This is a genomic window from Pseudomonas quercus, assembly GCF_012033695.1.
GTDB lineage: Bacteria > Pseudomonadota > Gammaproteobacteria > Pseudomonadales > Pseudomonadaceae > Aquipseudomonas > Aquipseudomonas quercus.
The window spans coordinates 25,559-47,043 of record NZ_JAAVJI010000003.1; the positions used below are offsets into that span (position 1 = coordinate 25,559).

Annotated in this window: 19 protein-coding genes and 3 pseudogenes; 10 read left to right on the forward strand and 12 right to left on the reverse strand. The window is 54.3% G+C overall.

Going from position 1 to position 21,485, the window contains the following annotated elements:
• Positions 1-55: 55 nt before the first annotated feature.
• A complete protein-coding gene (locus tag HBH25_RS06475; protein WP_003366518.1) occupies positions 56-379 on the reverse strand; it encodes a DUF190 domain-containing protein in 324 nt (107 codons plus the stop codon).
• Positions 380-389: 10 nt separating this feature from the next.
• Positions 390-545: pseudogene (locus HBH25_RS23250) on the reverse strand (CrcB family protein); the annotation flags it as partial.
• A 545-nt stretch (positions 546-1,090) separates the two neighbouring features.
• Here HBH25_RS23250 and HBH25_RS06485 point away from each other — a divergent pair.
• A pseudogene (locus HBH25_RS06485) lies at positions 1,091-1,447 on the forward strand (lipoyl synthase); the annotation flags it as partial.
• Between the two features lie 35 nt (positions 1,448-1,482).
• Here HBH25_RS06485 and HBH25_RS06490 read toward each other — a convergent pair.
• The 5 genes from HBH25_RS06490 to HBH25_RS06510 all read right to left on the reverse strand — a co-directional run bounded on the left by HBH25_RS06490 (position 1,483) and on the right by HBH25_RS06510 (position 4,192).
• Positions 1,483-1,656, reverse strand: a complete 174-nt coding sequence (locus HBH25_RS06490; protein ID WP_229631847.1) for a hypothetical protein — start codon at positions 1,654-1,656, stop codon at positions 1,483-1,485.
• A gap of 114 nt (positions 1,657-1,770) precedes the next feature.
• Positions 1,771-2,400 (reverse strand): HAD family hydrolase, encoded by a 630-nt coding sequence (locus tag HBH25_RS06495; RefSeq protein ID WP_042930435.1) that lies wholly within the window; start codon positions 2,398-2,400, stop codon positions 1,771-1,773.
• A 52-nt stretch (positions 2,401-2,452) separates the two neighbouring features.
• The gene (locus HBH25_RS06500; protein WP_229631848.1) at positions 2,453-2,869 is read right to left on the reverse strand and encodes a DUF6957 family protein; all 417 of its coding nucleotides are present in this window, start codon (positions 2,867-2,869) and stop codon (positions 2,453-2,455) included.
• 301 nt (positions 2,870-3,170) lie between these two features.
• Positions 3,171-3,461 carry a hypothetical protein gene (locus HBH25_RS06505; protein WP_003366508.1) on the reverse strand — a complete coding sequence of 97 codons (291 nt, stop codon included), beginning with the start codon at positions 3,459-3,461 and terminating at the stop codon, positions 3,171-3,173.
• A complete protein-coding gene (locus HBH25_RS06510; RefSeq protein ID WP_168082727.1) occupies positions 3,458-4,192 on the reverse strand; it encodes a metallophosphoesterase in 735 nt (244 codons plus the stop codon). The genes HBH25_RS06505 and HBH25_RS06510 overlap by 4 nt, the downstream gene beginning before the upstream one ends.
• 284 nt (positions 4,193-4,476) lie before the next feature.
• Here HBH25_RS06510 and HBH25_RS06515 point away from each other — a divergent pair, with 284 nt between their 5' ends.
• The 5 genes from HBH25_RS06515 (at position 4,477) to HBH25_RS06535 (ending at position 9,828) form a co-directional block, all read left to right on the forward strand.
• Entirely contained in the window at positions 4,477-4,953 is a 477-nt protein-coding gene (locus tag HBH25_RS06515) for a helix-turn-helix domain-containing protein (RefSeq protein ID WP_003366505.1), read from the forward strand.
• Between the two features lie 145 nt (positions 4,954-5,098).
• The gene (locus HBH25_RS06520; RefSeq protein WP_080480015.1) at positions 5,099-7,054 is read left to right on the forward strand and encodes a DUF7380 domain-containing protein; all 1,956 of its coding nucleotides are present in this window, start codon (positions 5,099-5,101) and stop codon (positions 7,052-7,054) included.
• Between the two features lie 175 nt (positions 7,055-7,229).
• Positions 7,230-7,496: a hypothetical protein gene (locus tag HBH25_RS06525; RefSeq protein WP_003366500.1), complete on the forward strand. Its 267-nt coding sequence runs from the start codon at positions 7,230-7,232 to the stop codon at positions 7,494-7,496.
• A 578-nt stretch (positions 7,497-8,074) separates the two neighbouring features.
• The gene (locus HBH25_RS06530; RefSeq protein ID WP_080480014.1) at positions 8,075-8,497 is read left to right on the forward strand and encodes a hypothetical protein; all 423 of its coding nucleotides are present in this window, start codon (positions 8,075-8,077) and stop codon (positions 8,495-8,497) included.
• A 155-nt stretch (positions 8,498-8,652) separates the two neighbouring features.
• Complete coding sequence (locus HBH25_RS06535) at positions 8,653-9,828, forward strand: restriction endonuclease (protein ID WP_080480013.1); 1,176 nt, start codon at positions 8,653-8,655, stop codon at positions 9,826-9,828.
• Between the two features lie 44 nt (positions 9,829-9,872).
• On the opposite strand, the gene HBH25_RS06540 is transcribed toward HBH25_RS06535, so the two are convergent.
• Positions 9,873-10,793: a DUF808 domain-containing protein gene (locus HBH25_RS06540; RefSeq protein WP_080480012.1), complete on the reverse strand. Its 921-nt coding sequence runs from the start codon at positions 10,791-10,793 to the stop codon at positions 9,873-9,875.
• 301 nt (positions 10,794-11,094) lie between these two features.
• On the opposite strand from HBH25_RS06540, the gene HBH25_RS06545 reads away from it, so the two are divergent.
• Complete coding sequence (locus tag HBH25_RS06545; RefSeq protein WP_080480011.1) at positions 11,095-14,463, forward strand: P-loop NTPase fold protein; 3,369 nt, start codon at positions 11,095-11,097, stop codon at positions 14,461-14,463.
• Positions 14,464-14,773: 310 nt separating this feature from the next.
• Here HBH25_RS06545 and HBH25_RS06550 read toward each other — a convergent pair.
• Positions 14,774-15,097, reverse strand: a pseudogene (locus tag HBH25_RS06550) (calcium:proton antiporter); the annotation flags it as partial.
• Between the two features lie 142 nt (positions 15,098-15,239).
• Here HBH25_RS06550 and HBH25_RS06555 point away from each other — a divergent pair.
• The gene (locus tag HBH25_RS06555; protein WP_168083500.1) at positions 15,240-16,190 is read left to right on the forward strand and encodes an adenosine deaminase; all 951 of its coding nucleotides are present in this window, start codon (positions 15,240-15,242) and stop codon (positions 16,188-16,190) included.
• A 1-nt stretch (position 16,191) separates the two neighbouring features.
• On the opposite strand, the gene HBH25_RS06560 is transcribed toward HBH25_RS06555, so the two are convergent.
• The 3 genes from HBH25_RS06560 to HBH25_RS06570 form a co-directional block, all read right to left on the reverse strand.
• Entirely contained in the window at positions 16,192-16,920 is a 729-nt protein-coding gene (locus tag HBH25_RS06560; RefSeq protein WP_168082729.1) for an ArsR/SmtB family transcription factor, read from the reverse strand.
• 302 nt (positions 16,921-17,222) lie between these two features.
• Positions 17,223-18,413: a multidrug effflux MFS transporter gene (locus HBH25_RS06565; protein WP_168082731.1), complete on the reverse strand. Its 1,191-nt coding sequence runs from the start codon at positions 18,411-18,413 to the stop codon at positions 17,223-17,225.
• 73 nt (positions 18,414-18,486) lie between these two features.
• Positions 18,487-18,696: a heavy-metal-associated domain-containing protein gene (locus tag HBH25_RS06570; protein WP_168082733.1), complete on the reverse strand. Its 210-nt coding sequence runs from the start codon at positions 18,694-18,696 to the stop codon at positions 18,487-18,489.
• Positions 18,697-18,836: 140 nt separating this feature from the next.
• Between HBH25_RS06570 and HBH25_RS06575 the strand changes: the two genes are divergently transcribed.
• Together HBH25_RS06575 and HBH25_RS06580 are read left to right on the forward strand one after the other, a co-directional pair.
• Positions 18,837-19,229 carry a hypothetical protein gene (locus tag HBH25_RS06575; RefSeq protein ID WP_168082735.1) on the forward strand — a complete coding sequence of 131 codons (393 nt, stop codon included), beginning with the start codon at positions 18,837-18,839 and terminating at the stop codon, positions 19,227-19,229.
• A 54-nt stretch (positions 19,230-19,283) separates the two neighbouring features.
• Positions 19,284-21,479 carry a heavy metal translocating P-type ATPase gene (locus HBH25_RS06580; RefSeq protein WP_168082737.1) on the forward strand — a complete coding sequence of 732 codons (2,196 nt, stop codon included), beginning with the start codon at positions 19,284-19,286 and terminating at the stop codon, positions 21,477-21,479.
• Positions 21,480-21,485 lie beyond the last annotated feature (6 nt).

The following is a 21,485-nucleotide window of genomic DNA, read 5'->3' on the forward strand; positions in this document are numbered from 1 at the left end:
AAAATCGTGTTACGGGAAGGCGTCGTCAAGTCACAGCTTATGAAAGCAGGCCAAACTAGGTGGCATCTTTTCCGACGAAGCCCATCTCAATTGGGGTCTTTATGTAAAACAACGAGATATCCTCAAGCTCCAATCGCTTGAACAACTTTTCCGATTCGTCCTCGGTGATGGCCATACGAATTTCGGTAGGCTGATCCGCCATTTCAAAAAAATGCGAGGAATGCAGCCGACCGGTATGCCCAAAGCCTTCAATATCTGTGGATAGGGTCGCACCTCGCAGTCCCATTTCTTTCGCCAAATCAACGATCCAGTCGCCGAGCATCTTTCCCTGATAGCGACGATTCTGTTGGGTAAAGAAAGTCACCAGGAAACCTTTCATGTTCATCTCCTCAGCGCGTGTCGAATATTTGATAGGACAGAAGCCCGGCAGCCGTCATTGCCAGCGAACCCACGACGTGTAGTGAAACTGAGCCGAGCACCCAGAACAGCCTGCCTTTCTGGATTAGGACAACGGTTTCTGCCGAAAACGTAAAAAAGGTAGTTAACCAATCATAATCCTGTCCTGGATTGGGGACATGAAGCTAATACACCTACGCACCCTGTCCAAGGTTCACGTACGCATCATGTGCACTGGTCAAGTCGGATGCAAACGACTGGTCAAGTCGAATGCAAACGGGTGGTCAAGTGAATGCAATTACACAGCAGGGGTGCCACGAGGCCGAAGAGTGGATGCTGAATCAACTCCGGTTGAAAAAAACTGCGGACATGCCCGCTGCCACCATTGCGTTTGAAGCAAAAATACATCCAATTCGTTGAGTGATGGCAACGACACCGTGGGTGCCAAAACGCTGAGAGCAAACAACGTTTCCAGACTCCGCCCTTACCTCTGCATCTTACCTTTCAGCAGCGTGAAGCCAGGGGCAGTCGACTGGGCAGTAACTTGCTCCTTTCACTCGACTTCGCTGCTCTACCTCAGCTTTCAAAATCCATTCCCTAAACTGTTGCGCGTAACGATGGCTTGAGAGGCTTCTAGGCCTGACCAGGTAATAGCCCTTATTCCGTCGCATCGGGCGATTGAATGGCGTAAGCACCAGGCTCTGACTTCGAGTGGTCTCTAGACCTGGAGGGATTCAAAATGCGTGTCCCTCACGTCCCCACCAAATCAGGGCTAATGTTGGGATTAGGTGAGACGGATGATGAGGTCATCGAAGTTATGCACCGCCCAAGAGAGCATAACGTCGATATGCTAACGTTAGGCCAATACCTTCGACCGTCACGAAACCACCTCCCTGCTCAGCGTTTTGTGCATCCGGATCAGTTCTCCAGGTTTGCCCTAATCGGTAGAAAGATGGGATTTCAGAATGTGGCATCCGGCCCGTCGGTTCGATCTTCCTACCACGCGGATTTGCAGGCAGGCAGTAAGCGTCCCCGCAACTCACCTTGCTAGTCTGCTCCCGCAAGTAGCTCCGCGATTCCATGGTGCTAATGTTTGGGCTTGGATTGTAGCAATCCGATTCTGTCTGACGCTGCGTAGCTGATGGAGTCGGTGAGCTGGGTCTGCATGTCGCGAAATTTGTCTTCAAGCGCCGGATAGCCACCAGCCTCGCGCAAGGCTCGAAGGACTTCGAGCATCTCGACAGCTTCTTCGATAGTCATCTGAATATCGCAGTACACGCTTTCACTAGTCACGGTCTCTGACCTCTTCAGTGGCGGCATTCCGGATAAGTCAGAGCGCCAAGTGGCTCCTAAACCTGAATGTGTCCAACGCTGCTACGATTCGCAAAGCACATGCCCGGCAAAAACCATCAAATCATTGATGCCCTCATCCTTCGATCTGTCGAGATGTATTCCGGTGATACCTACCTCGCGCGGGCCGTGACAATCGCAGCGCAGCGAATCACCCACCATGATGACTCTGTTCTCACCAAATCCATTGTCGGATTCGACGCCGATCATTTCGCAGGTTGCCTGATACATCCGTGGGTCTGGTTTAACCAGGCCAATTTCATAGCTAAACCCGAATGCATCCATGGTCGGAAATAACGTTTTGACAGCGCGACCGTATGGGTACGCAAGGTTGCTGCAGACTGCAACCAGGCGACTGCGCTCCTGCAGCAATGCGACGGCCTCTAGGGCATCAGGGAATGCCTCGATGGAGCTGACTTCATCCTCAAGAATTTTCTCGATTTCAGCCAACCGAGAAGGATGAACGCTGATGCCCAAGTGATCAGCCGCTTCGGACAACCCACCGTTAAACCTCATCAAGTTTTTTACATCGTCGGGGCTCGAACGACGTCCGTTCTTAAGCCCCTCTTTCAAAAGCTGTCTGTACGGATGTTTGCCAGGATTGATTTGCAAAATCGTCCCGAAAGCATCCAGAAGCACGGCCTTGTATCTCATCATCCGTCACCTTGTTTCGAGGCAGGAGATCGGGCCACTCAGAAACCAGACCTCAGGAAGTTTGCGTGAGACCACCAAAGCGCAACTGGGCCGCGCTCACCACGGTAGCGTCCGCCGCCTTCCTGAAACCTCGGCCCATGAGTATGTAAATGGTACCGGCGGTTTCGAATACTCCATCCTGGTTGTAGGACACTGCGAACCCAGACATGACGCTGTCCCCACTGCGAAGCCGATGGCTGCTATCTATCTTGACGTGATGGGCATACATGATCATTGGAAGCATCGGCTTTGGAAGCGGCACAACTCCATCTGCGCTGACTACATCAAACAGTATCCAGCCTGAAACCGCGCACCAAGGCTTACCTGAAACCTGGAGCTTTTTCTCGATCGTCGAGGCGGCTAATGAAGAAGCGCCTGCCATGGAGTGACCTTCTAGAGAGATCATTTCAAAGAACGGTAATAGCTCCATGGTCATTCTCCAGGCAGCGTCAGTAGGTTGCACGCCGGCGCAATCAGTACGTACGCACTGCCTGTGAGAGTTATTGCCACAAGGTGATCGGCTATCTCGACAAACTCCAAGACATCGGACGTTCGTATCAAGCGACCATTTCGAAACCTATCCTTATTGTCAAAATAAACTCTGCCGACCAGGCTAAATCCCTCAATTTCAGGCTGGTGCAGAAAAGCCGTAATCGCACGGCCAAAATTGATCAGGGAGGCGTCTGATACCTCAATCGGCACACGCTCATTTGATGCCATTGAATCAGCCTCTAGGAATGCTCTGTGACTATCACGTAGTGATCCTTGAGGCATTGACTGCGCACCAGCATGAATCCGTTCTTATGCATCAAAACGGTAACAGGCGGGGTGGCAACCGTCATGCCATCGTTGATGACGCCTGAGCGGTCTAGGAACGCCTCGGCAGCGTACCGATTGCCTATTCGCGCTGCGCTACAAAGGTATGCGTCTACGCTGACACCCCAGTCAATGTTACTGGCCACTAACACCAACGGAGGAACCGCCGGAGGCTGAGCCAAGCGGATAATCTGCTTATTGGTCATGAAGTGATCTCCACAATCTTGTGCGGGTCGAAACCCGTTTCTTCGTCGGGATACCCCCTTTGATTTGAAATCACCCGACATTCGCCAAACATGGCATCGATGGATCGATGCGTATGGCCGAAAATCCACACGTTGGCTTTTTCCACCAAGGAATGCCAGCGATTGAAATAGGCCGCGCTGACATGACCATCATGCTCATCGCCGGCGGCTTCTGGTATCGGGCAGTGATGACTCACTACGATCGTTGTCCCCTCGAAAGGAATGCTGAGCTCACGGTAAAAAAACTCACGAGTCGCCCGATTTTTTGCGATGACGTCAGCAGGGCGAAGGCGGCGATAATTGCTATCCGCCCTGATCATTTTGAAGTCGTTCATTACACTCGCGCACGTCATCGATGCTGCGACCACATCGCCCGTAGACGTGAAATCCGTCCACGCCGTACCGACCAAAAACCTGACATTGCCATGAACCCACGATTCGTTCTCCAACACATGAACATGAGGCGCTGCTGCAGCCTTCATCTTGCTCAAGGTGCGATCAAGGTGGCCTCGGTAAAGCTCGTGATTACCGCAGCAATAGATGACCGGACAAGTGAACGTCTCATTCGCCCAGAGCACACCTCGGGCCTGCAGATCAATGTCTCCAGCGAGCACAACCAGGTCGACCACGTCGTTGGGTTTCGGAAACGGTGCGAACTCATTGTGCAAATCAGATAAAACCAGAATTTTCATGACAACTCACGGGTGTGCTGCATAGCTTTTTGTGGCGCTGAGCAACGCTTGGTGATCAGAGCAGGGACAGCCACCAATGATCGGTTTATCGGTATATTGAACTGACCGCAAAGACGCTCCGCACACTACCCACACAAGGTTTTCGCGTTTGCTCCACCTATTGGAAAGGAACGCGCGCCTGTGCCATGGCAGGCCGATCCACAATGCCAGTCCCCTAGAAGCAACTATATACAGTGGAAGGGGACTAGGCAACATGGCTTTATCGTTGGCTTTGGGGAAGCTCCATGAACCTTAGGCTCGCGATCGGCGCAGTACTTCGCACGCTTCGCAGTAAAGAAAAGCGAACCCGGGAGAGCCTCGCCGAGGCCAGCAGCCACACCTACCTTGCAAGATTGGAACACGGAAAATCAGGTATTACCGTCGAGAAGCTTGAGCTCATAAGCGAGACCTTCGGGATCAGTCCCCTTACATTTTTGACTCTCGCCGTGGCGACTAGTAAGGGAGCAACGACCGACAGCCTTCTGCGCCAAGCGCGCACCGAACTGGAAAAATTCGAGGCCGACGGTGGGCTGGACGAGATCGCCAATCAGGTCAAAGACGGTGAGCTGGTCGCGCGGCTCCCCGGTAGGCAGATGGACTCGCAAAGGCTGGAGAACGTCCTCAAGTGCAAAGCCCAAGGGATGTCTCAGAAAATGACCGCTGAAACTTTGGGGATCAGCAAGCAGACCGTCAATAAGCTCTGGACGCGCGTCAATGAATGATCCGCTGTGCCTGTATCACCTATCCCCACCTAGGTAATCCGTATATTACCAATCCTCAGTTCGGTCAGGGATTGCTCAAACCTGCCCCGCCTTTCGTCATAGCAGAGCCGTGTGTCTGAGGCACATAAGGTAGGAGTAAATAAGAGTGAAGGCCACAGACCAACCAAGTACGACTCATCAAGCTGACCCCGGAATCAACGACCCACAATTGCAAGAGACAGCTGCAGAGCCTGACGCAGCTGGCGACAGCGCGCCTAATCGCTTTGAATTGGAACGGGCGTCGATCGAGGACTTTCAGCAAACGAAAATCACCCACCTGCTGGAAACCATCGATACGCTCGAATTTTACTCGCTCGACACCCAGTTCAGTGTTCTATCCAAGCAGGCCCTTGCCGAAGATCAGCGTGGAGCGTATCGGGCTTATCGAGTGCTGATGGTGGTGTGCTCATACCATTTTTCCGTTGATCGCCAGGATGCTTTCGGGCCGAGGTTGACCAGGGACGGAATGCGCACTCCTGTTCCCGCAGACATCGCCGGTGAGCAAAGCCACGTGCTCGCCGCTATTGCGGAGAATATCGATCATCCACTCATACGAGCGCGGGTTGCTGATATAGCGTGGTACAACCACAAGAGCCTCCACAAATGCGCCAGCTTATCCATCGAGGCGTATTGCCAGGCAATCGAGTTTTATCTCGACGATAAGCTCTCGTTCAGCTACGAGCCGCCCTCCGGCTTGTCTTCCAAAATCGTAGATCTGCTCCACCGCGTTTTTCATATTATCTCCAGCACCGGAAAGCGGAGAACTCCACCTGAAATTGCTGTGGCCTTATGGAAGCGCTTGTACGCCCAAGCGGATGAGCTGCAATGCTACTCGTCGTTCGATCGACTTGCTCGCCTAGGGCAGGCCTTCAGCCTTATTGAATGGACGCGGGTGGCACAGGACGCGGAGAGGTCGGCAAACAACTCAGAAGCAAATGACTATGCGATGGCGGTCAAAGTGCTATGGGATCTAGCCGCGCAGGCCCACCAGCTGTCCAAAGATCAAGAGGGCTTCAAACGCTGCAAGCTCAAGTCGATAGGACAGACCCTTAAAATGGGAGAAGGAGTGAACAGCTTCCTGGCCAAAGCGAGCTGGACGCGGGATGCCATCCGGGAGCTTCGGTCAATCCCGGGAATGCAAAAAGAGCTGGAAACCCTGAAGGCCGATCTGCTGGAGCAGCAAGCACAGGCCGCTCATGAGTTTTCATCATTTCTAACACCCATGGATCTGAGCGAAGAGCGCCAGGGAACCATCGATATCTTCCGCAACCTGACGCTTCCAAACTTCTTTTACAGGCTTGCCCATGTTTGCAGTGTGCCGCAGAAAATGGCGTTGCATACAGACATCATCAAAGATCGCAGCGATTCGTTCCTGTCCGACCTGTTCAGTGGGCGTATATACACGGATGTCTTAGGTCGCGTGGTCAACCAAGCGCCTGTCGTTAACCTAAACGAGACGCCTCCGCCCGAGTGGTATGCGCATGAAAGCCTGATCCCTCTGGATATCCACTACCAAATGGCAGTCGAAAGCCGAATTAAACCTGCTGCTCAGACATTGCTGACAAATTTCGCTGTCGACGATCGCCATCTGATGGTGATCACCACGGCCAGCCATTTTGTTTGCCCAGGTTTTGAACACATCTATGCCTTGGGGCTCGCGCGCTTTCTCCAAGGCGACATGATGTCTGCGTGTCACCTGCTATTCCCTCAGCTGGAAAACTCTCTGCGCCACGTGCTTAGCGACTCAGGTTTCGATACGTCGAAACTCGATGAAGAGATGCTGCAAGAAGACAGGTCGATCAGTGGGCTGTTGAAGAATCGACGCGATGAGCTGGAGTCGGTTTTTGGTGTGGATCTGATCTACACCATTGATCTCCTCTTCAATTTCAAGGGCGGGCCATGCCTGCGCCACGAACTGGCGCATGGAAAGTTGGCCTCTGGCAACTGCTACCATCATTCGAGTATCTACGCATGCTGGTTGATGTACTACCTTGCTTGCCTGCCACTACTCGCACATTGGAGAACCCATGTCGCACCACAGCTGGAGGAGATAGCGCTCTGAACCTTCCTGCAAAAGCACTGCTGGATGTGCCTGGAATTTACAAGCGATGCCAAGCTCCGTCAGATAGCTACTCTACATCTGGAGGAATCGACCTCCATCGGCAGACTCTGATATGCCAGGCCGCTGGAGGACTTTAGCTACTAGAGTTGTGCAGCCGGAGTCAGCAACGGAGAAAATGCAGCTTATGAATCCATCGTTTGAGGAGCTACTTACGATCGCCACCCAATGGAAAGAGCGTCACAAAGAATGCCTGGGCGGCGTTGTACTGTTTTGGGATGGCGAGGCGTACGCTTGGAAGGACTCCCTGCGGGACGCAGGACATGAGCGACCAGGCGTGCACGCGATTGACGAAGCGGGTAACGTATTTATCGCAGAAGGCGGCGATGACTATAACGGTGCTAAATGCTGGGTTGTCGTTGACAAGGCTATACATCAGCGTTGATGAGCTTCGGGGCGTCTGGCACACCCAAGGGAGGTTGCCTTTGCAGTTTTGATCCGTCCCCTAGGACAATGGAAGCCAAGCCGCGCTTCCGCACTGGGGCAGTTTTAACACTGCAACTGAAGGTTGAGAGCGCTCTTGAGCCCTCCTGAATACCTCACTCTGCGGGCTCGGACAATCAGGGCACCGGGCGCAATCCGCGCGTGGAAGGATCGAGCACCTATCTCACCGACTCGCACCCGAAGTTATGCTAATAGCAATCTGATGTGGAGCCGCAATTCCGTCCTCAAGCGGTAGACCGAGGATCGTGCCCTCTCGGCTGTGCCTTCGCCGGGGCGGCCCGCGATACCCGTAACAACTTTGGCGCCCAAGCCGGCGCGCAGTTGCAGAAGCCGCTTGAAATCATGAACCGTACGGCAAGTTTTTTGACTGTCCCGGTAGGAGCGTGCGCCTAGGCCTTGCTTGATGCGACACGTCAAAATGCCGCGCGATGCTACTTCGTGACCGAGTGAATCGCTTGTTGATGTGTTTGGCCGGAGGCTAGCTAGACTGAGTTCTTTGACTTCAGACAGGACGACGAAATGACCGAGTCACCGTACGTTACCCATCGCGAGACCCTACTCGAAGGCAAGTACGGCACCGCCTATCTGCTCCAACAGTTCATCCTCCATCAATACGATGCTTCTAGGTACTCGTTCGAAATTGATAACCATCGAGGGGGATTCGACAGCCGACACTTTCAGATGTACCAGGATATGAAGCAGTGGTTCTGGGAACATGGTCGAACGTCCGATGGCTTTGAAGAGCTTGCTGAGACCATCCAAGCTAGATGGGTTCGCCAGGCCGAAGCCAACCGGGATGAGCTTCTGCAGCTCAGGGAAATGCGTCCTGAAGACTACCCGCACGACAATGGGGCTGATCAACTGGAATCATACAAATCGGCCATCGCGATTTGCGAGATGCACCATCAAAGATTCGTCGAGAAGGGGTTTCTCGATGAGTGAGCATCGCGAAAAGGCAGCGTGGACGCCGGCATAGCACTGAGCTATCTTTCAGCATCGCACGATCTAGGCATCGGGCTGTTCACGGGCTGGCGATAGCTCATCAGGACTGCCCTTCCCTTCGTTTTCATATCGCACTCTGCTCAGAACGGACTCCCATGATTTATCAATGCAACGGATGCAACAGAACCACATTTGAAACCGCCTGCCCGTGGTGCAACAGCTCCCAGTTGTCCCCCTCGTCAGAACTGCGAGCTCAGCATCTGACGCCTCTTGACCCATCCTTCTACCCCGACTTCCAGTACCAGTCCAAAGGACTCATCAAGGACTTTTTGGGCAAGAAAAAGGAGCAGGCTCAGCTGAATGACCTGCTCAACAACGTGCTGAGGAAATACGCGCAGCTCAAGCAACCGTACTTCACAAACTTTATCCATACGACCCGAGAAGCCACGTCTGGAGCTACAGATGTCGGCGTGCCTGGCCCGAGGATGGATGGTGCGTACACAGAGCGTGAGCTGTTTCGAGAAGTGCTGATCCGTAAAGGCTTTGATGAGCTTGAGGGCTTGCCATCGCTGCTGGATAAGCTGCTGCTGACAACCGCATTCAACTCGACTTATGCAGGCTTCTCAAGAGAGCTCAGCCGACACATCAGGGCCGACCTCAATGAAACCCTCCGGTCGTGGATCGACGAGGCAGGAACGACATTTCGCTCAGACCTGGCCCTCTTCTACTACTACCTGTGGGAGAACGATATTTCCTATCCAGGCATGCAATTCAATCCCCAGGCGAACGCGTCGGCAGGCGCTGCACTGATGACCCTGCCAGCATTTCGCAGCGGGCTCAGCCTGTGCGAGGCCATCTACTTCGACATATTGGTTGAACGTCTCGGTAGCCAGCTTGAGCACTTCAATCCGAATCGGTTTATCACCATGTACCTCGTGGACGCGATGGACGGTTTTCAGTTCGAGGCGTTCCTGGTCGAGATCTTCCAAACCATTGGTTTCGACGTAAAAGAAACCAAGAAGACCGCCGACCAAGGTGCTGATCTGTTTGTGAGTCGGTTCGGTAAAAACATGGTCATCCAGGCGAAGAACTACACGGGATCTGTGGGGAACGCTGCAGTGCAGCAGGCGATCTCGGCAAAGGCCTTCTATGGTTGCGACGAAGCGATGGTGGTCACCAATTCGTACTACACCAAGTCGGCCAAAGAGCTCGCCACCTCAGCAGGTGTGAGGCTCGTTGATCGGGAAGGACTGCAGAGCTATCTCGACGATTACAATCAGAAGCTGATTGAGGTTTTCCAGGCTGAGGTAGAAGAAGAGCAGGCTCTCTAGGCTCCAGAGGCCGGCGGCATTATGTAAGGTGTAAGTCGCATCCCTTACTTGGCCAGCTTACCTCGGAGTGTGGTCACACCATTTACTACCAAAGCGGCAGCCATTCCGACAACGACCCCTATCGCACAGTGAAGCCCCAAAGTGGCAGCGGACTCCCAAAACCCACTGCCACTGACTAGCGCCTCGACATAATGTTTTAGAGGCTCGACCCCGTCTGCGACAAAAGCACCTCCTACCAAGAACATGGCTATCGTGCCCACCCATGACAAGGTTTTCATCAGTAGCGGTGCTGCTGCGAGGAGTCCTCGGCCTAGTGCACGAACGAAGGTGCCCCACGTGCCTGTGGAGGAAGAATCAACAAGAATTAAACCCGCATCATCCATTCGCACGATGCCTGCGACCAACCCATACACGCCAACGGTCATGATCACGGCGATGAGTACAAGCGTGGCGATCTGTTGGAACATTGGAGCCTCAGCCACAATATTTAGTGTTATCACGATAATCTCTGCGCTCAAGATAAAATCGGTGCGGACAGCGCCAGAAATTTTCCGTTTCTCATAGGCCGCGAGCTCGTCAGGCGATTTGGGCTTAACCTTCTTGGGAGCTCCTTTGTCCGCAACATCAGTGCGGCTCAGCTTGTCCTTGATAGCCTCAAACCCTTCGTAGCATAGGTACGCTCCCCCCGCCATCAGTAGCCACCCAACAGCGGCAGGCAATAGGGCGTTGAGTATCAACGCGCATGGCACGAGGATCGCTTTGTTTTTAAGCGAACCTTTGAATACTGCCCACACCACGGGAAGCTCACGGTCAGCTTTCATCCCAGTGACTTGCTCCGCGTTCACCGCCAAGTCATCACTGAGAACGCTTGCCGACTTCTTGGCCGCCACTTTGCTCATGAGCGAAATGTCATCCAGCAACGTAGCGATGTCGTCCAAGAGTGCAAAAAAGCTACTACCGGCCATTACAAAGTTCCTTAGCGTCGTTCGAGAATTAGAGAGCTGGTTGCCCATCGCGGCGAATCCCCCTCTCCAACGATGGCCTGGTCAGCGTGCAGCACAGCTGCACTCTAGACCACCAAAGAGAGGCACCGTTCGGGGACTTGTCACTCGATGGACACCGTCGGTCTCAGGCATTCCTTCGAAAAATCAGCCACTGAAACGCTGGACTCAATTTCTCAGAAAGCAATCAGGCACTTGGCCATCAAAACCAGTATTCTCTCACCTATCGGCCACGTCGTAAGGCCTGGGAAGGTGCAAAGGACTGATGAACATCTTAAATTTTCAAAGCGAAAACCCGTCTGAACGTGATGCCTTCAAGGGCGAGAGCCACGATAGAGTCGCACAAGCCATCCATGACTACATTAGTAGCGGAAAAAACCACCGTGTAATTGGTCTTGATGGTGAGTTTGGCTCGGGAAAAAGTTCCATACTTCAGATGCTCGAACGAAAGATCAAGGACAAAGGTTCGAAGTCCGTGCTGTGGATATTTGATTGCGAGCAAAATTACCAGGGCTCTATAAAGAGCAATTTTATCGAGCTATTTACCGATCAGATTACCTCTCTTCTCACAAAGACTGGAGACAAAGCTGCGATCCCCGAGGCCCTCAAAACCCGAGACATTGCCCTAGGGCGACACTTCAGCTATACGAAGGACACGAGAAGTCACATAAGTGTATGGGCTGTATTGCTTATCGCAAGTGGCGTGCTGAGCCCTACCTTTATTCGGGACTACCTGCCTCAGCTTCGGGGGAGCTTGGAATTACCTTGGTGGCAACATCTATTTTATCTAGGTACAAGTCTTGCACCGCTAATCATCCTGACGCTTGCTTACTTTTTCAATGGAAAGGAGCAAGTCGGTAAGAAACGGTGGAATATCAGCAGCCTTTTGAAGGGCAGCTCGGATGATCAGATCACTGAAACGATCGAGATCAGCAAAGAAGTCAGCCCTTTAGACTTGAAAAGGGCACTGAGGAACCACCTTCACGCTGTCAAAGATCATCACTTCATAATTGTCATCGACAACCTCGACCGGTTACCTCGGGACGTCCTACGTTCGGTCTGGAGTGATCTTGAAATTTTCACATCAGTAACGGGAACCGAGAATTTAAGCGTAATTGTTCCTTTCTGCTCAACAAAGGTTTCACAGTATCTTAACGGAGACTCTGAGCAAAGCTACGACTCAAAGGACTTTATCGCGAAGAAGTTTCCCGTGGTATTTCGTACCCCACCAATCATCACCTCTGGGTGGAAAGACGCATTCAGGGCACTTTGGGCAGAAACTTTCGGCCTTGGAAGCCAGAGCGACGCAGATACCTGTAGCGTTATCTTGCAACGCCACAGCCCCATGGCAGCAGGCTTGGTTACCCCTCGACTACAAAAAAGATTTATCAATGACATCGCGACGACAATGTTAGTTACTGCCGGAAAACCTAGCGTGGTCTGCATCGCAGCTTACATCGCAATTTGCAAATACAATAATAACTCTATTGAATCTCTGCTAAAAGACCCCACTGCCCCTTCAGCCGAAGATACCGCTCCTAGTAAGAACCCCGACCAGAAAATACAGAGTGAAAAGAACAGCGCAGACTTAGCAAGGACAAAACGTACTCTTCAAACATTGTTGGGCGAGGACATGAATCAGGGCTGGCCCATTCAAGTCCTTCAGATACACTTCCAAACATCTCCAGATATCGCCATAGCAGAGTTGATAGATCAACCCTTGGCTACTGCCATTGAATCCCAAGACGGAAAAAAACTAGCTTCACTAGCAGGGTATTTTGGATTCACTGATTCGTTCCTGAGAGAGCTCGAAGGAGAAGTATCACCTAACAATCTTTTCCTAACACTTCACGAGGCCGCAACCTCGGAGAATTGCGACATTGCTATATTAATCCCTCATATCAATAAGAAATTTACAGAAAATCAATTACTGACGAGTCACGTTCCAGAAACCGGTTTTTTTGAAGCGATAAAAGAGCTGATTAGCTTAGGGCTTAGTAAAACCATATTCGAAGGAGAGCTTAAAGCTGCGCGAGAAGCATTTTTGCAGATGAATAGGCAAGCATATGAGCCAGACGCCACGGACACCTATCTAAAAACGGTGAACATGTATGACAGCTATCTCCACGCATTGGATGAGCCATTCCCAGAGATCGCGATGGATAGCTCAGAGATTCTCTTTCATACCTTAGTTCCGGATCCTGATCTCTTCGTAGTCGACGTGAACCGCATCACGCTTAGCCAGAAAGGACGCATAGATGCTGTGAGACAGCTTGTCTCGAATGATACGGTTGCATTCGACATGACCCCGCTACCGCAAGAGGAGTGGGTGCACTGCCTATACCAATACTTCGGAAGTATTAGGATGTCCAACGCGAAGCGTGAGTATCATCTGGGCGATGAGCTAGCGACCGCAATCACAACTGCAATAAACACAAATCCTACAGAAGAGAGATCTTGGCTAGGTCTGGCATTTTTTGAAAAATACGCAAGTACCGTGCCCGCGCTTATCAAAAGCCATCTACCCACTACAAAATCGAACCGCATAAAAATCGCGATGGCAGTCGCATATATGCGGCAAGAAATGGGTACAGAGCTTGCTGAAATACCAGAAATCGAATCTGTGTTTAGTCAAGAGTCCGAGTTTCTAAATTCTCTAGTTGGGCCTTTGCTTACTAGTGGTAATCTTTTCTCTCTGGCCCTCCAACCTGAGTCAAAAGCGATCGTAACTCCGCTCCTTGCCCATGTAATTAAAGAGCGGCATGTAGCCACGATATTTGTACATCACCTATTCCAACAATACACGGAGCTGCGCGAAACTTTAGAGGAAGCAGACCTAGCGGAAAGCGAATTTCTAATATGGATTCTCTCATTCACTCAAATCGCTGAACATCTACCGACGCTAGACAAGATAGACCCAGACTTCTTAGACGTAATCTTTACCGGATCAGATGACAAACTGCTACCGCTCAGAGCTCGAATCCTGGATAGAGACTTTGGCTCCGATGTTGATGCAAGCGGCTGGCTCGATATTTTTAACAGCCCGAACCCTAGGGTAGCAAATGCACTGGATCGCATGGTGGAAGGCAAGCTGGATTTCAAAGGTGAAAAAAATGCTCACCCTGCATTTTCCACTTACATATCTACCTTGACAAAAAAATCACCTTTTATAGCCCCGCCCGCTCCGGTATTGGATAACATCAAGAACGTGCTAGAGCTTTTCGACAAGGATACTCTTTTTGTCATCGGAACTGAGCTCCGGGCCTGCGTTTATGATGCTGCAGCTCCTGTTGAGTCCTGCATTTTCATTTTGTCTGAACTCAACTTTCTCCTTCCAAGTATCACCCCTCGAAACGCAGTTGAAGAAGACCGCTTACTTCAAATACTTTTGTTCATCCATCGCAACCCAGAGTCTACATCCCGAGTCTCAGACTTCTTGGATCGTCGGTGGGAGCAGCTCGCGGATTGGTCGACTTCCCAGGATCACAAGGATACCTACGCCTCCTATGTAACAAAGCTTAAAGACAGGTTACCCAACGTTCATGCAGACCTTTCGAACAAAACAGGCTTCAAGGCGCGGATGAAAAAGTTCGCCAAAGCTTTGCTGGCCCGGCCAACTGATACCGAGGATTGAAGCTAGCCCCAGAAGGTGATCTACGGAGTCGACCGCCATTGATCACTTCAAATCCTTCGGGCGTCCGGGGTATGGCTTAGATTGGGTGAATCAGCAAGATCGAGCCAGAAGCACTCCCAGTCAAGAGAAATACTTAAGCTTTCCCAGCAGGAGCAGGAGCAGGAGCAGGAGCAGGAGCAGGAGCAGGAGCACCAAAGCCTTGTGGGCTTTGGAATCAAAAGCAACAGCTAAGCAAGGGCAAGGGCAAGGGCAAGGGCAAGGGCAGTCAAAGCCTTATGGGCTTTGACACCAAAAGCCTGTATGTCTAGAAAATCACGGCGGAATAGATGGTATCGCGCACCAACGTGGGAGAAGGGTTGTTACTCATCATGATGGCCAGAATCACGACCTCTACCAGCACTGCTGCCAGGGTAAGGATCATGGTCCCGTAGGGGTCCCCCACTTTTTCCGCCAGCATTTCAGCGTGGTGTGCTACACGTAAAGAAGCACAAATGATTGCCGCCACCAGCAGCCCAGCGCTGACCAGGGCAGTAACCTGGCCGTTGTGCACCATGGCAGGTTCCAGGGGGTACGCGATAATTGCTGCCACTAGCGCAAGCAACAAAAATTTCTCTTCAGCGATCTGCTTGAACATGGCAGTCCTTTGAACAACGGTAAGTAAAAGTTGTAGTACTGACCCCCTACAGGTCGCGATGGTTTCGCCGCGACATTCACGCCCGTGCGTACAGCGCCATACGTGCGTAAAATGCCGGGCAATGACTTTCAGAGATACCCCTATGTACGATTGGCTCAACGCCCTGCCAAAGGCTGAACTGCACATGCACCTGGAGGGCTCGCTAGAGCCTGAGCTGCTGTTCTCACTGGCCGAACGCAACCGCATCGCGTTGCCTTGGGCGGATGTGGACGCCTTACGCTCAGCCTACGCGTTCAACAACCTTCAAGAGTTCCTGGACCTGTATTACCGGGGTGCCGATGTACTGCGCACCGAACAGGATTTCTACGACCTTACATGGGCGTACTTGGAGCGTTGCAAGGCGCAGAACGTGATACATACCGAGCCCTTTTTCGACCCGCAAACCCACACTGACCGCGGCATTCCATTTGACGTGGTGCTCAATGGCATCAATGCAGCACTCAAGGACGGCCAGGCCAAACTGGGTGTGAGCAGCGGGTTGATCCTCAGCTTCCTTCGCCACCTGAGCGAAGAAGAAGCCGAACGCACGCTGGACCAAGCCCTGCCCTTCCGTGACACGTTCGTAGCCGTAGGGCTGGACAGCTCCGAAAAAGGTCACCCGCCCAGCAAGTTCAAGCGTGTTTTTGACCGTGCTCGGGCCGAAGGCTTCCTGACTGTGGCCCACGCCGGAGAAGAAGGCCCGCCCGAGTACATCTGGGAAGCACTGGACCTGCTGCACATTCAGCGCATCGACCATGGCGTGCGTGCCATTGAAGATGAACGCCTGATGCAGCGCATCATCGATGAGCAGATCCCGCTCACTGTGTGCCCGCTGTCCAATACCAAGTTATGCGTATTTGGCGACATGGCCCAGCACACGATCCTTGACATGCTTGAGCGTGGCGTAAAAGTCACGGTCAACTCGGACGACCCCGCCTACTTCGGTGGCTATGTCACGGAAAACTTCCATGCCCTGTACACGCACTTGGGCATGACCCAGGATCAGGCTCGCCGCCTGGCCCAAAACAGCCTGGATGCACGCCTGGTCAAATAACCTATTCCGGGGCAGCCGGTGCTTGCCGAGCGCTGGCACTGGGCTGGCACCACTGGGCCAATGCCAGGTGCCCTGGGCGAGTAACACGTAAGGCATGGCTGTTATCCAGCCGTCGTACCCAGCCTTTTTGCAGAAACAACTGCAGCAGGCTGGCGCCCAGCACGCCACTCAAATGGGGCCGCCCAGTACACCAATCACAGCACGTGACAACGGACAGGCACCCGCGTTGGGCGAACGCCTGTACGTAAATCCCTTGAGCCGCCAGGGCAAGCACGCCCTGGGAGCTGAGGCTGGCGCCGCCCGGGTGGGTATCCACCCAACCCAGTTCAGTGAACTGCTCATACAGTTCATTGGCCAGCTCCCCGCCTAAGTGGTCTTTGCAGATACACGCTTTGCGCACTGCACCGGCGTTTCTTGCAAGCAGAGGCCCAGACGGGGGCTCAGGCTCACTTCGCACTGCAGGTACCGAGGCCAACGCCTCCACTGCCATACCCACTTCAGGTGCGGCTAGCCGGAAAAACCGTTTTCGCCCCCGTGCCTCTCGCTTGAGCAAACCTGCAGCAGACAACTGAGACAGGTGCGCGCTGGCTGAAGACGGCGTAAGCCCTGCGAGATTAGCCAATTCGTCAGCCCCCCGGGTAGCGCCGTCTATCAGGGCCCATAGCATCGCGCTTCGCTTCGGGTCTGCCAGCAAGGTGGCGATTCGGCTGATGCGAGGTATGTAGTCCATGTTCATTCACTCCCTGTATGAAGGCTGGCAGCCGTACAAGCACCAGCGGATCCAGCGCATTATAAGCACGGGCTTCCGGGGGAAAATTGGCCATGGGAAGCGCCAGCAGGTCACATCCGCAGCGCTTGTGCCACACAGCGTTGGCGTAGATTGGCGCTCACGTGCCGCGCCAGTGGAACCGCCAAGCATTAGCAGGGGGCAGAACAGGCGTGAGTGTTTCGGCTTTGGAAACGGCTGACGCACTGCAGTAAAAAAGCCTACACCGCCAGTCGCGATAACGGCAGTAAACAATCTTGTCAGGATTAGCTGGAAAGTGCGGCACGCTTAGCCACATACTTGGCCGTTACCGCGCTGGCCGCCAGGGCCAGCGCTCCGCAGCCTGCAATCACAAGCGCCATGGGCAAAGCAGTGCCGTTGGCCAGCGCGCCTACCAGGCTGGAAGAGATGGCCGCAATAACGAACTGAAGGAAGCCGAGCATGGCTGAAGCACTACCTGCACGCGGGCCTTGCCCCGACATGGCGCAGGCTGACGCATTTGGAATAATGGTGCCGAGGCTGGCAATGCATACGAACAGCGGGATGAGCAGCGGCCATAAATGATCAGGCCGTGTGGCAGTAATGGCTAACAACGTGAGGCCAGCGGCCAGGTACACCCACACGCCACGGCGCAAGAGCGCCTGCGGGCCAAGGCGGCCTAGCAAGCGGGCATTCACTTGGGCGACCAAGATAAAACCGGCCGCGTTCGTACCGAAAACCCAGCCAAAATGCTCTGCAGGTACGCCATAGAGCTTGATCACCACAAACGGTGACCCTGCGATATAGGCAAACATTCCGGCCATGGCGATGCCGCCCGTCAACGCATAACCTACGAACGGGCGATCGGCGAGCAGGCGGGCATATTGGCCCAAGGCGCCGCTTAGGGGTAAACGAGGCCGATCCACTGGAATGCTCTCGGGCAGCCCCAGGTACACCGCCACTGCGCAGCAGCCACTGAACACCGTCAATACCAGGAAAATCGACTGCCAACCTGCCGTATTGACCAGAAAGCCACCCAGTACAGGGGCCAAAATGGGCGCTAGCCCCATTACAAGCATCAACTGGGAGAATACTTTTGCCGCGCCAACAGTGTCGCACTTGTCCGTGACGATCGCCCGTGAAAGCACCATGCCCGCACACCCGCCCAGCGCCTGAGCGAACCGTAGCCCAATCAAGGCTTCCAGTGTGGGCGCAAAGGCACACCCTAACGAAGCCAGCGTGAACACCACCACACCAAACAACAAGGGAATACGCCGCCCGAACCTGTCTGCCACGGGGCCATAAAGCAGCTGACCAAATGATAAGCCCAGGAAATAGGCGGCCAAGGTGCTCTGGATACGGGTTTCATCCGTTCCAAACGCCGTTGCCATGGCTGGAAAGCCGGGGAGATAGAAGTCAATGGCCAAAGGGCCGAATGCGCTGAGCGCACCAAGGATCAGAATGATTCGAAGGTTCATGGGAGGGTCGGCTGCCAGGGTAGCGCGCTAGTGTAACGCGCCCCTGGCGCGATATTCCTAAAAACTGGAGAGGCTAGCCTGTCTCGCCCGCCGGCTGTGCCGCATACCCGCTGTTCTGAATAGCCCTCAGCAGCCACTCCACAGGCAAGTCGCTGGCGATGCTGACCTGCCCTGCTGCCAGGTCTACCTGCACCTGGGCATTGGCATCCCACTCGTGAACGGCGTCATTGACGGCGTTTATGCAGTGTTGGCACGTCATACCTTGTACGTTGAAGTGATGCATTGGTGCCTCCTGTCATTGAAAATCGCAGGCTTAACCTTCCTGCATGGGCAAGGTCAAGTTTTTGCCCTTCCTGCCGGGCTGGTAATCCGCCGTTGGCTCGGCCAAGCTTGAACTGTCGTTCTTGCCCAGGAGCCGCTGCCATGCGCCGGATGCTCACCGTTTTGCTTGCCCTGCTTGGAGGCGTGCCGCTGGCACCTGCGATGGCAGATAACCCCCAAGGCTACGGCGTCTTGATTGTTTCACGCGAACGCCTCGAAGTCGGCACTTCCTGTGAAATAGGCTTGTATATGCAGGACCAGCTGGTAGGCCGGCTGTTCCCTGAGCAAACCCTGTCCTATAACCTGCCGCCCGGGCCGCTGGTGGTGCGCCTGCAGGTATTGCCGGGGCAGGCACCGGGGTGCAGCCCAGGTATTGTGGGCGAACAGCGGTCCACCACACTTACGCTACAGGCTGGCGACATACGCAAATACCGTATCGCCGCTGGCCCGAATGGTCTGTACCTCAAGGCAGCGCCGCTCGAATACGCCCCTTGACCTTGCCAGCGGGTCAAGGTTGAGGCTTCATGCTTCTCGAAGGAGGCATGATCGATGGGCCAACCCTCAACCTTTGAATTCGTTATAGACGGCATGAGCTGTGCCAGTTGCGTTGGCCGCGTAGAGCGTGCGCTTGCCAATGTGCCTGGCGTGCTCACTGCACACGTTAACCTGGCCAACGAGCGCGCAACAGTCAGCGCCCAGCCCACCCTGGCAGCGGCCACGCTGGTCGGTGCTGTCCAACGTGCGGGGTATCAGGCCCGTCTGGCCCGGGATTCAGCTACAGACGAACGCATTCGACAGCACGAACGCAGGCGGCAAAAGGCGTGGTTGGCCTTTGCCTTTGTGTTATCCATGCCCCTGTTGCTGCCCATGGCCTTGATGCCGCTTGGCATACATATGGCCTTGCCCGCCTGGGCACAATGGGCCTTGGCAACGCCCGTACAGGTGCTTGCAGGAGCGCGCTTCTACCGGGCTGCCTGGGGTGCGGTACGCGCTCACTCGGCCAACATGGACTTGCTGGTAGCCTTGGGCACCACGGCCGCTTACGGTTTGAGCCTGTTTCTGTGGGTCCGTTCTGCCCCAGGCGAGCTTCCCCACCTGTACTTCGAAACGTCCGCCATGGTGATTACCTTGGTACTGCTGGGCAAAAGCCTGGAAGCGCGAGCCAAGCACACTGCCGCAGGGGCTATCCGTGCCTTGGAAGCGTTACGGCCCTCCACCGTTATGCGGCTCGAACACGGTGTGCCAGTAGAGGTGCCACTGGCCAGCGTGCGCCTGGGTGATCGGGTACAGGTATTGCCTGGCGCACGTATTGCCACAGACGGCCGCGTAGTAGAGGGCGCTAGCCATGTGGACGAATCCCTGCTCACGGGCGAAGCGTTCCCGGTCGCCAAATGTGTGGGCGACAGCATCAACGGCGGCGCTCTGAATGGTGAAGGGCTGTTGGTCGTTGAAGTGACAGCCCTGGGTGCTGAAACGCTCCTCGAAGGCATCATTCGCCTGGTAGACACGGCACAGGGGGCCAAAGCCCCAGTGCAACGGGTTGTGGACCGTGTCAGCCAAGTGTTTGTACCGGTGATTCTCTTGCTGGCTCTGATCACAGGCCTGGGCTGGTACTTGGCAGGGAGCTCGCTAGAGCACGCTCTAGTCACTGCTGTCAGCGTGCTGGTGATCGCTTGCCCCTGTGCCTTAGGGCTAGCCACACCTGCTGCCATCCTGGCCGGGACAGGAGCAGCCGCCCGGCAGGGCGTGCTGATCAAAGACATCGGTATCATCGAAGCCGCTAGCAAGGTTCGTCACGTGGTGTTCGATAAAACCGGGACCCTCACCCAAGGCAGGGTTGAACTGGCCACTACCCACGCAGTGGCCCCTACGGTGCAGCCTCTGCTAGCCCTGGCCGGTGCTTTGGCTCAAGGCAGTTCACATCCCCTGTCACAAGCGGTGCAACGCGCCTGTACCGAGCAGCGTGTCGAACGGCTGCAGGCCGCCTCAATCACCGTCCTGCCAGGGCGCGGCATTTCGGGTGTGGTCGACAACTGTCGCTACGTACTGGGAAGCCAACGCGTTATTGAGGACGCCGGCCTCAGCGCACCCGACCTTCAGCACATGGCCGCGCAGTGGAAAACCAGCGGCATGAGCGTTTCCTGGCTACTCGAGCAAGCGCCTCACCTGCGCGTGCTTGGCGTACTTGGCTTTGTAGATAAACCCCGTGCCAATGCCAGCGGCGTGATTCGCATGTTGAGTGCTCAGGGTATCAATTGCCATATGCTCACTGGGGACAATGCCGGCAGCGCGGCGCATATAGCCCAGGCCGTTGGGATTTCCCAGGTCCAGGCCGAGCTGTTACCTGCTGATAAAGCCCAGCACATCGCTAAATTAAGCGCCGAAGGGCCTGTGGTGATGGTAGGCGATGGTATCAACGATGCGCCTGCACTGGCCGCTGCGGCCATCGGCATTGCAATCGGTGGCGAAACCGATGTGGCGGCCCAGGCTGGAGCGGTCGTGCTGGTTCGGCCAGACCTCTCGCTGGTGCCCGCCACTCTGGATATCGCCGCCAGAATACAGCGCAAGATCCACCAGAACCTGTTCTGGGCATTTGCCTACAACCTGGTAGGCATTCCCCTTGCGGCGTTTGGCCTGCTCAACCCCATGTTTGCCGGTGCAGCCATGGCGCTGTCCAGTGTAAGCGTAATGGCCAATGCCCTGTTGCTAACCACTTGGTCACCCTCGACCTGTAAGGAGGCCTGACATGCA

Bases quoted from the DNA above. Each gene is read 5' to 3' on its own strand.
- HBH25_RS06475 (WP_003366518.1), bottom strand. From the start codon at position 379: ATGAAAGGTTTCCTGGTGACTTTCTTTACCCAACAGAATCGTCGCTAT.
- HBH25_RS06490 (WP_229631847.1), bottom strand. From the start codon at position 1,656: ATGACTATCGAAGAAGCTGTCGAGATGCTCGAAGTCCTTCGAGCCTTG.
- HBH25_RS06495 (WP_042930435.1), bottom strand. From the start codon at position 2,400: ATGAGATACAAGGCCGTGCTTCTGGATGCTTTCGGGACGATTTTGCAA.
- HBH25_RS06500 (WP_229631848.1), bottom strand. From the start codon at position 2,869: ATGGAGCTATTACCGTTCTTTGAAATGATCTCTCTAGAAGGTCACTCC.
- HBH25_RS06505 (WP_003366508.1), bottom strand. From the start codon at position 3,461: ATGACCAATAAGCAGATTATCCGCTTGGCTCAGCCTCCGGCGGTTCCT.
- HBH25_RS06510 (WP_168082727.1), bottom strand. From the start codon at position 4,192: ATGAAAATTCTGGTTTTATCTGATTTGCACAATGAGTTCGCACCGTTT.
- HBH25_RS06515 (WP_003366505.1), top strand. From the start codon at position 4,477: ATGAACCTTAGGCTCGCGATCGGCGCAGTACTTCGCACGCTTCGCAGT.
- HBH25_RS06525 (WP_003366500.1), top strand. From the start codon at position 7,230: ATGCAGCTTATGAATCCATCGTTTGAGGAGCTACTTACGATCGCCACC.
- HBH25_RS06530 (WP_080480014.1), top strand. From the start codon at position 8,075: ATGACCGAGTCACCGTACGTTACCCATCGCGAGACCCTACTCGAAGGC.
- HBH25_RS06535 (WP_080480013.1), top strand. From the start codon at position 8,653: ATGATTTATCAATGCAACGGATGCAACAGAACCACATTTGAAACCGCC.
- HBH25_RS06540 (WP_080480012.1), bottom strand. From the start codon at position 10,793: ATGGCCGGTAGTAGCTTTTTTGCACTCTTGGACGACATCGCTACGTTG.
- HBH25_RS06545 (WP_080480011.1), top strand. From the start codon at position 11,095: ATGAACATCTTAAATTTTCAAAGCGAAAACCCGTCTGAACGTGATGCC.
- HBH25_RS06555 (WP_168083500.1), top strand. From the start codon at position 15,240: ATGTACGATTGGCTCAACGCCCTGCCAAAGGCTGAACTGCACATGCAC.
- HBH25_RS06560 (WP_168082729.1), bottom strand. From the start codon at position 16,920: ATGGACTACATACCTCGCATCAGCCGAATCGCCACCTTGCTGGCAGAC.
- HBH25_RS06565 (WP_168082731.1), bottom strand. From the start codon at position 18,413: ATGAACCTTCGAATCATTCTGATCCTTGGTGCGCTCAGCGCATTCGGC.
- HBH25_RS06570 (WP_168082733.1), bottom strand. From the start codon at position 18,696: ATGCATCACTTCAACGTACAAGGTATGACGTGCCAACACTGCATAAAC.
- HBH25_RS06575 (WP_168082735.1), top strand. From the start codon at position 18,837: ATGCGCCGGATGCTCACCGTTTTGCTTGCCCTGCTTGGAGGCGTGCCG.
- HBH25_RS06580 (WP_168082737.1), top strand. From the start codon at position 19,284: ATGGGCCAACCCTCAACCTTTGAATTCGTTATAGACGGCATGAGCTGT.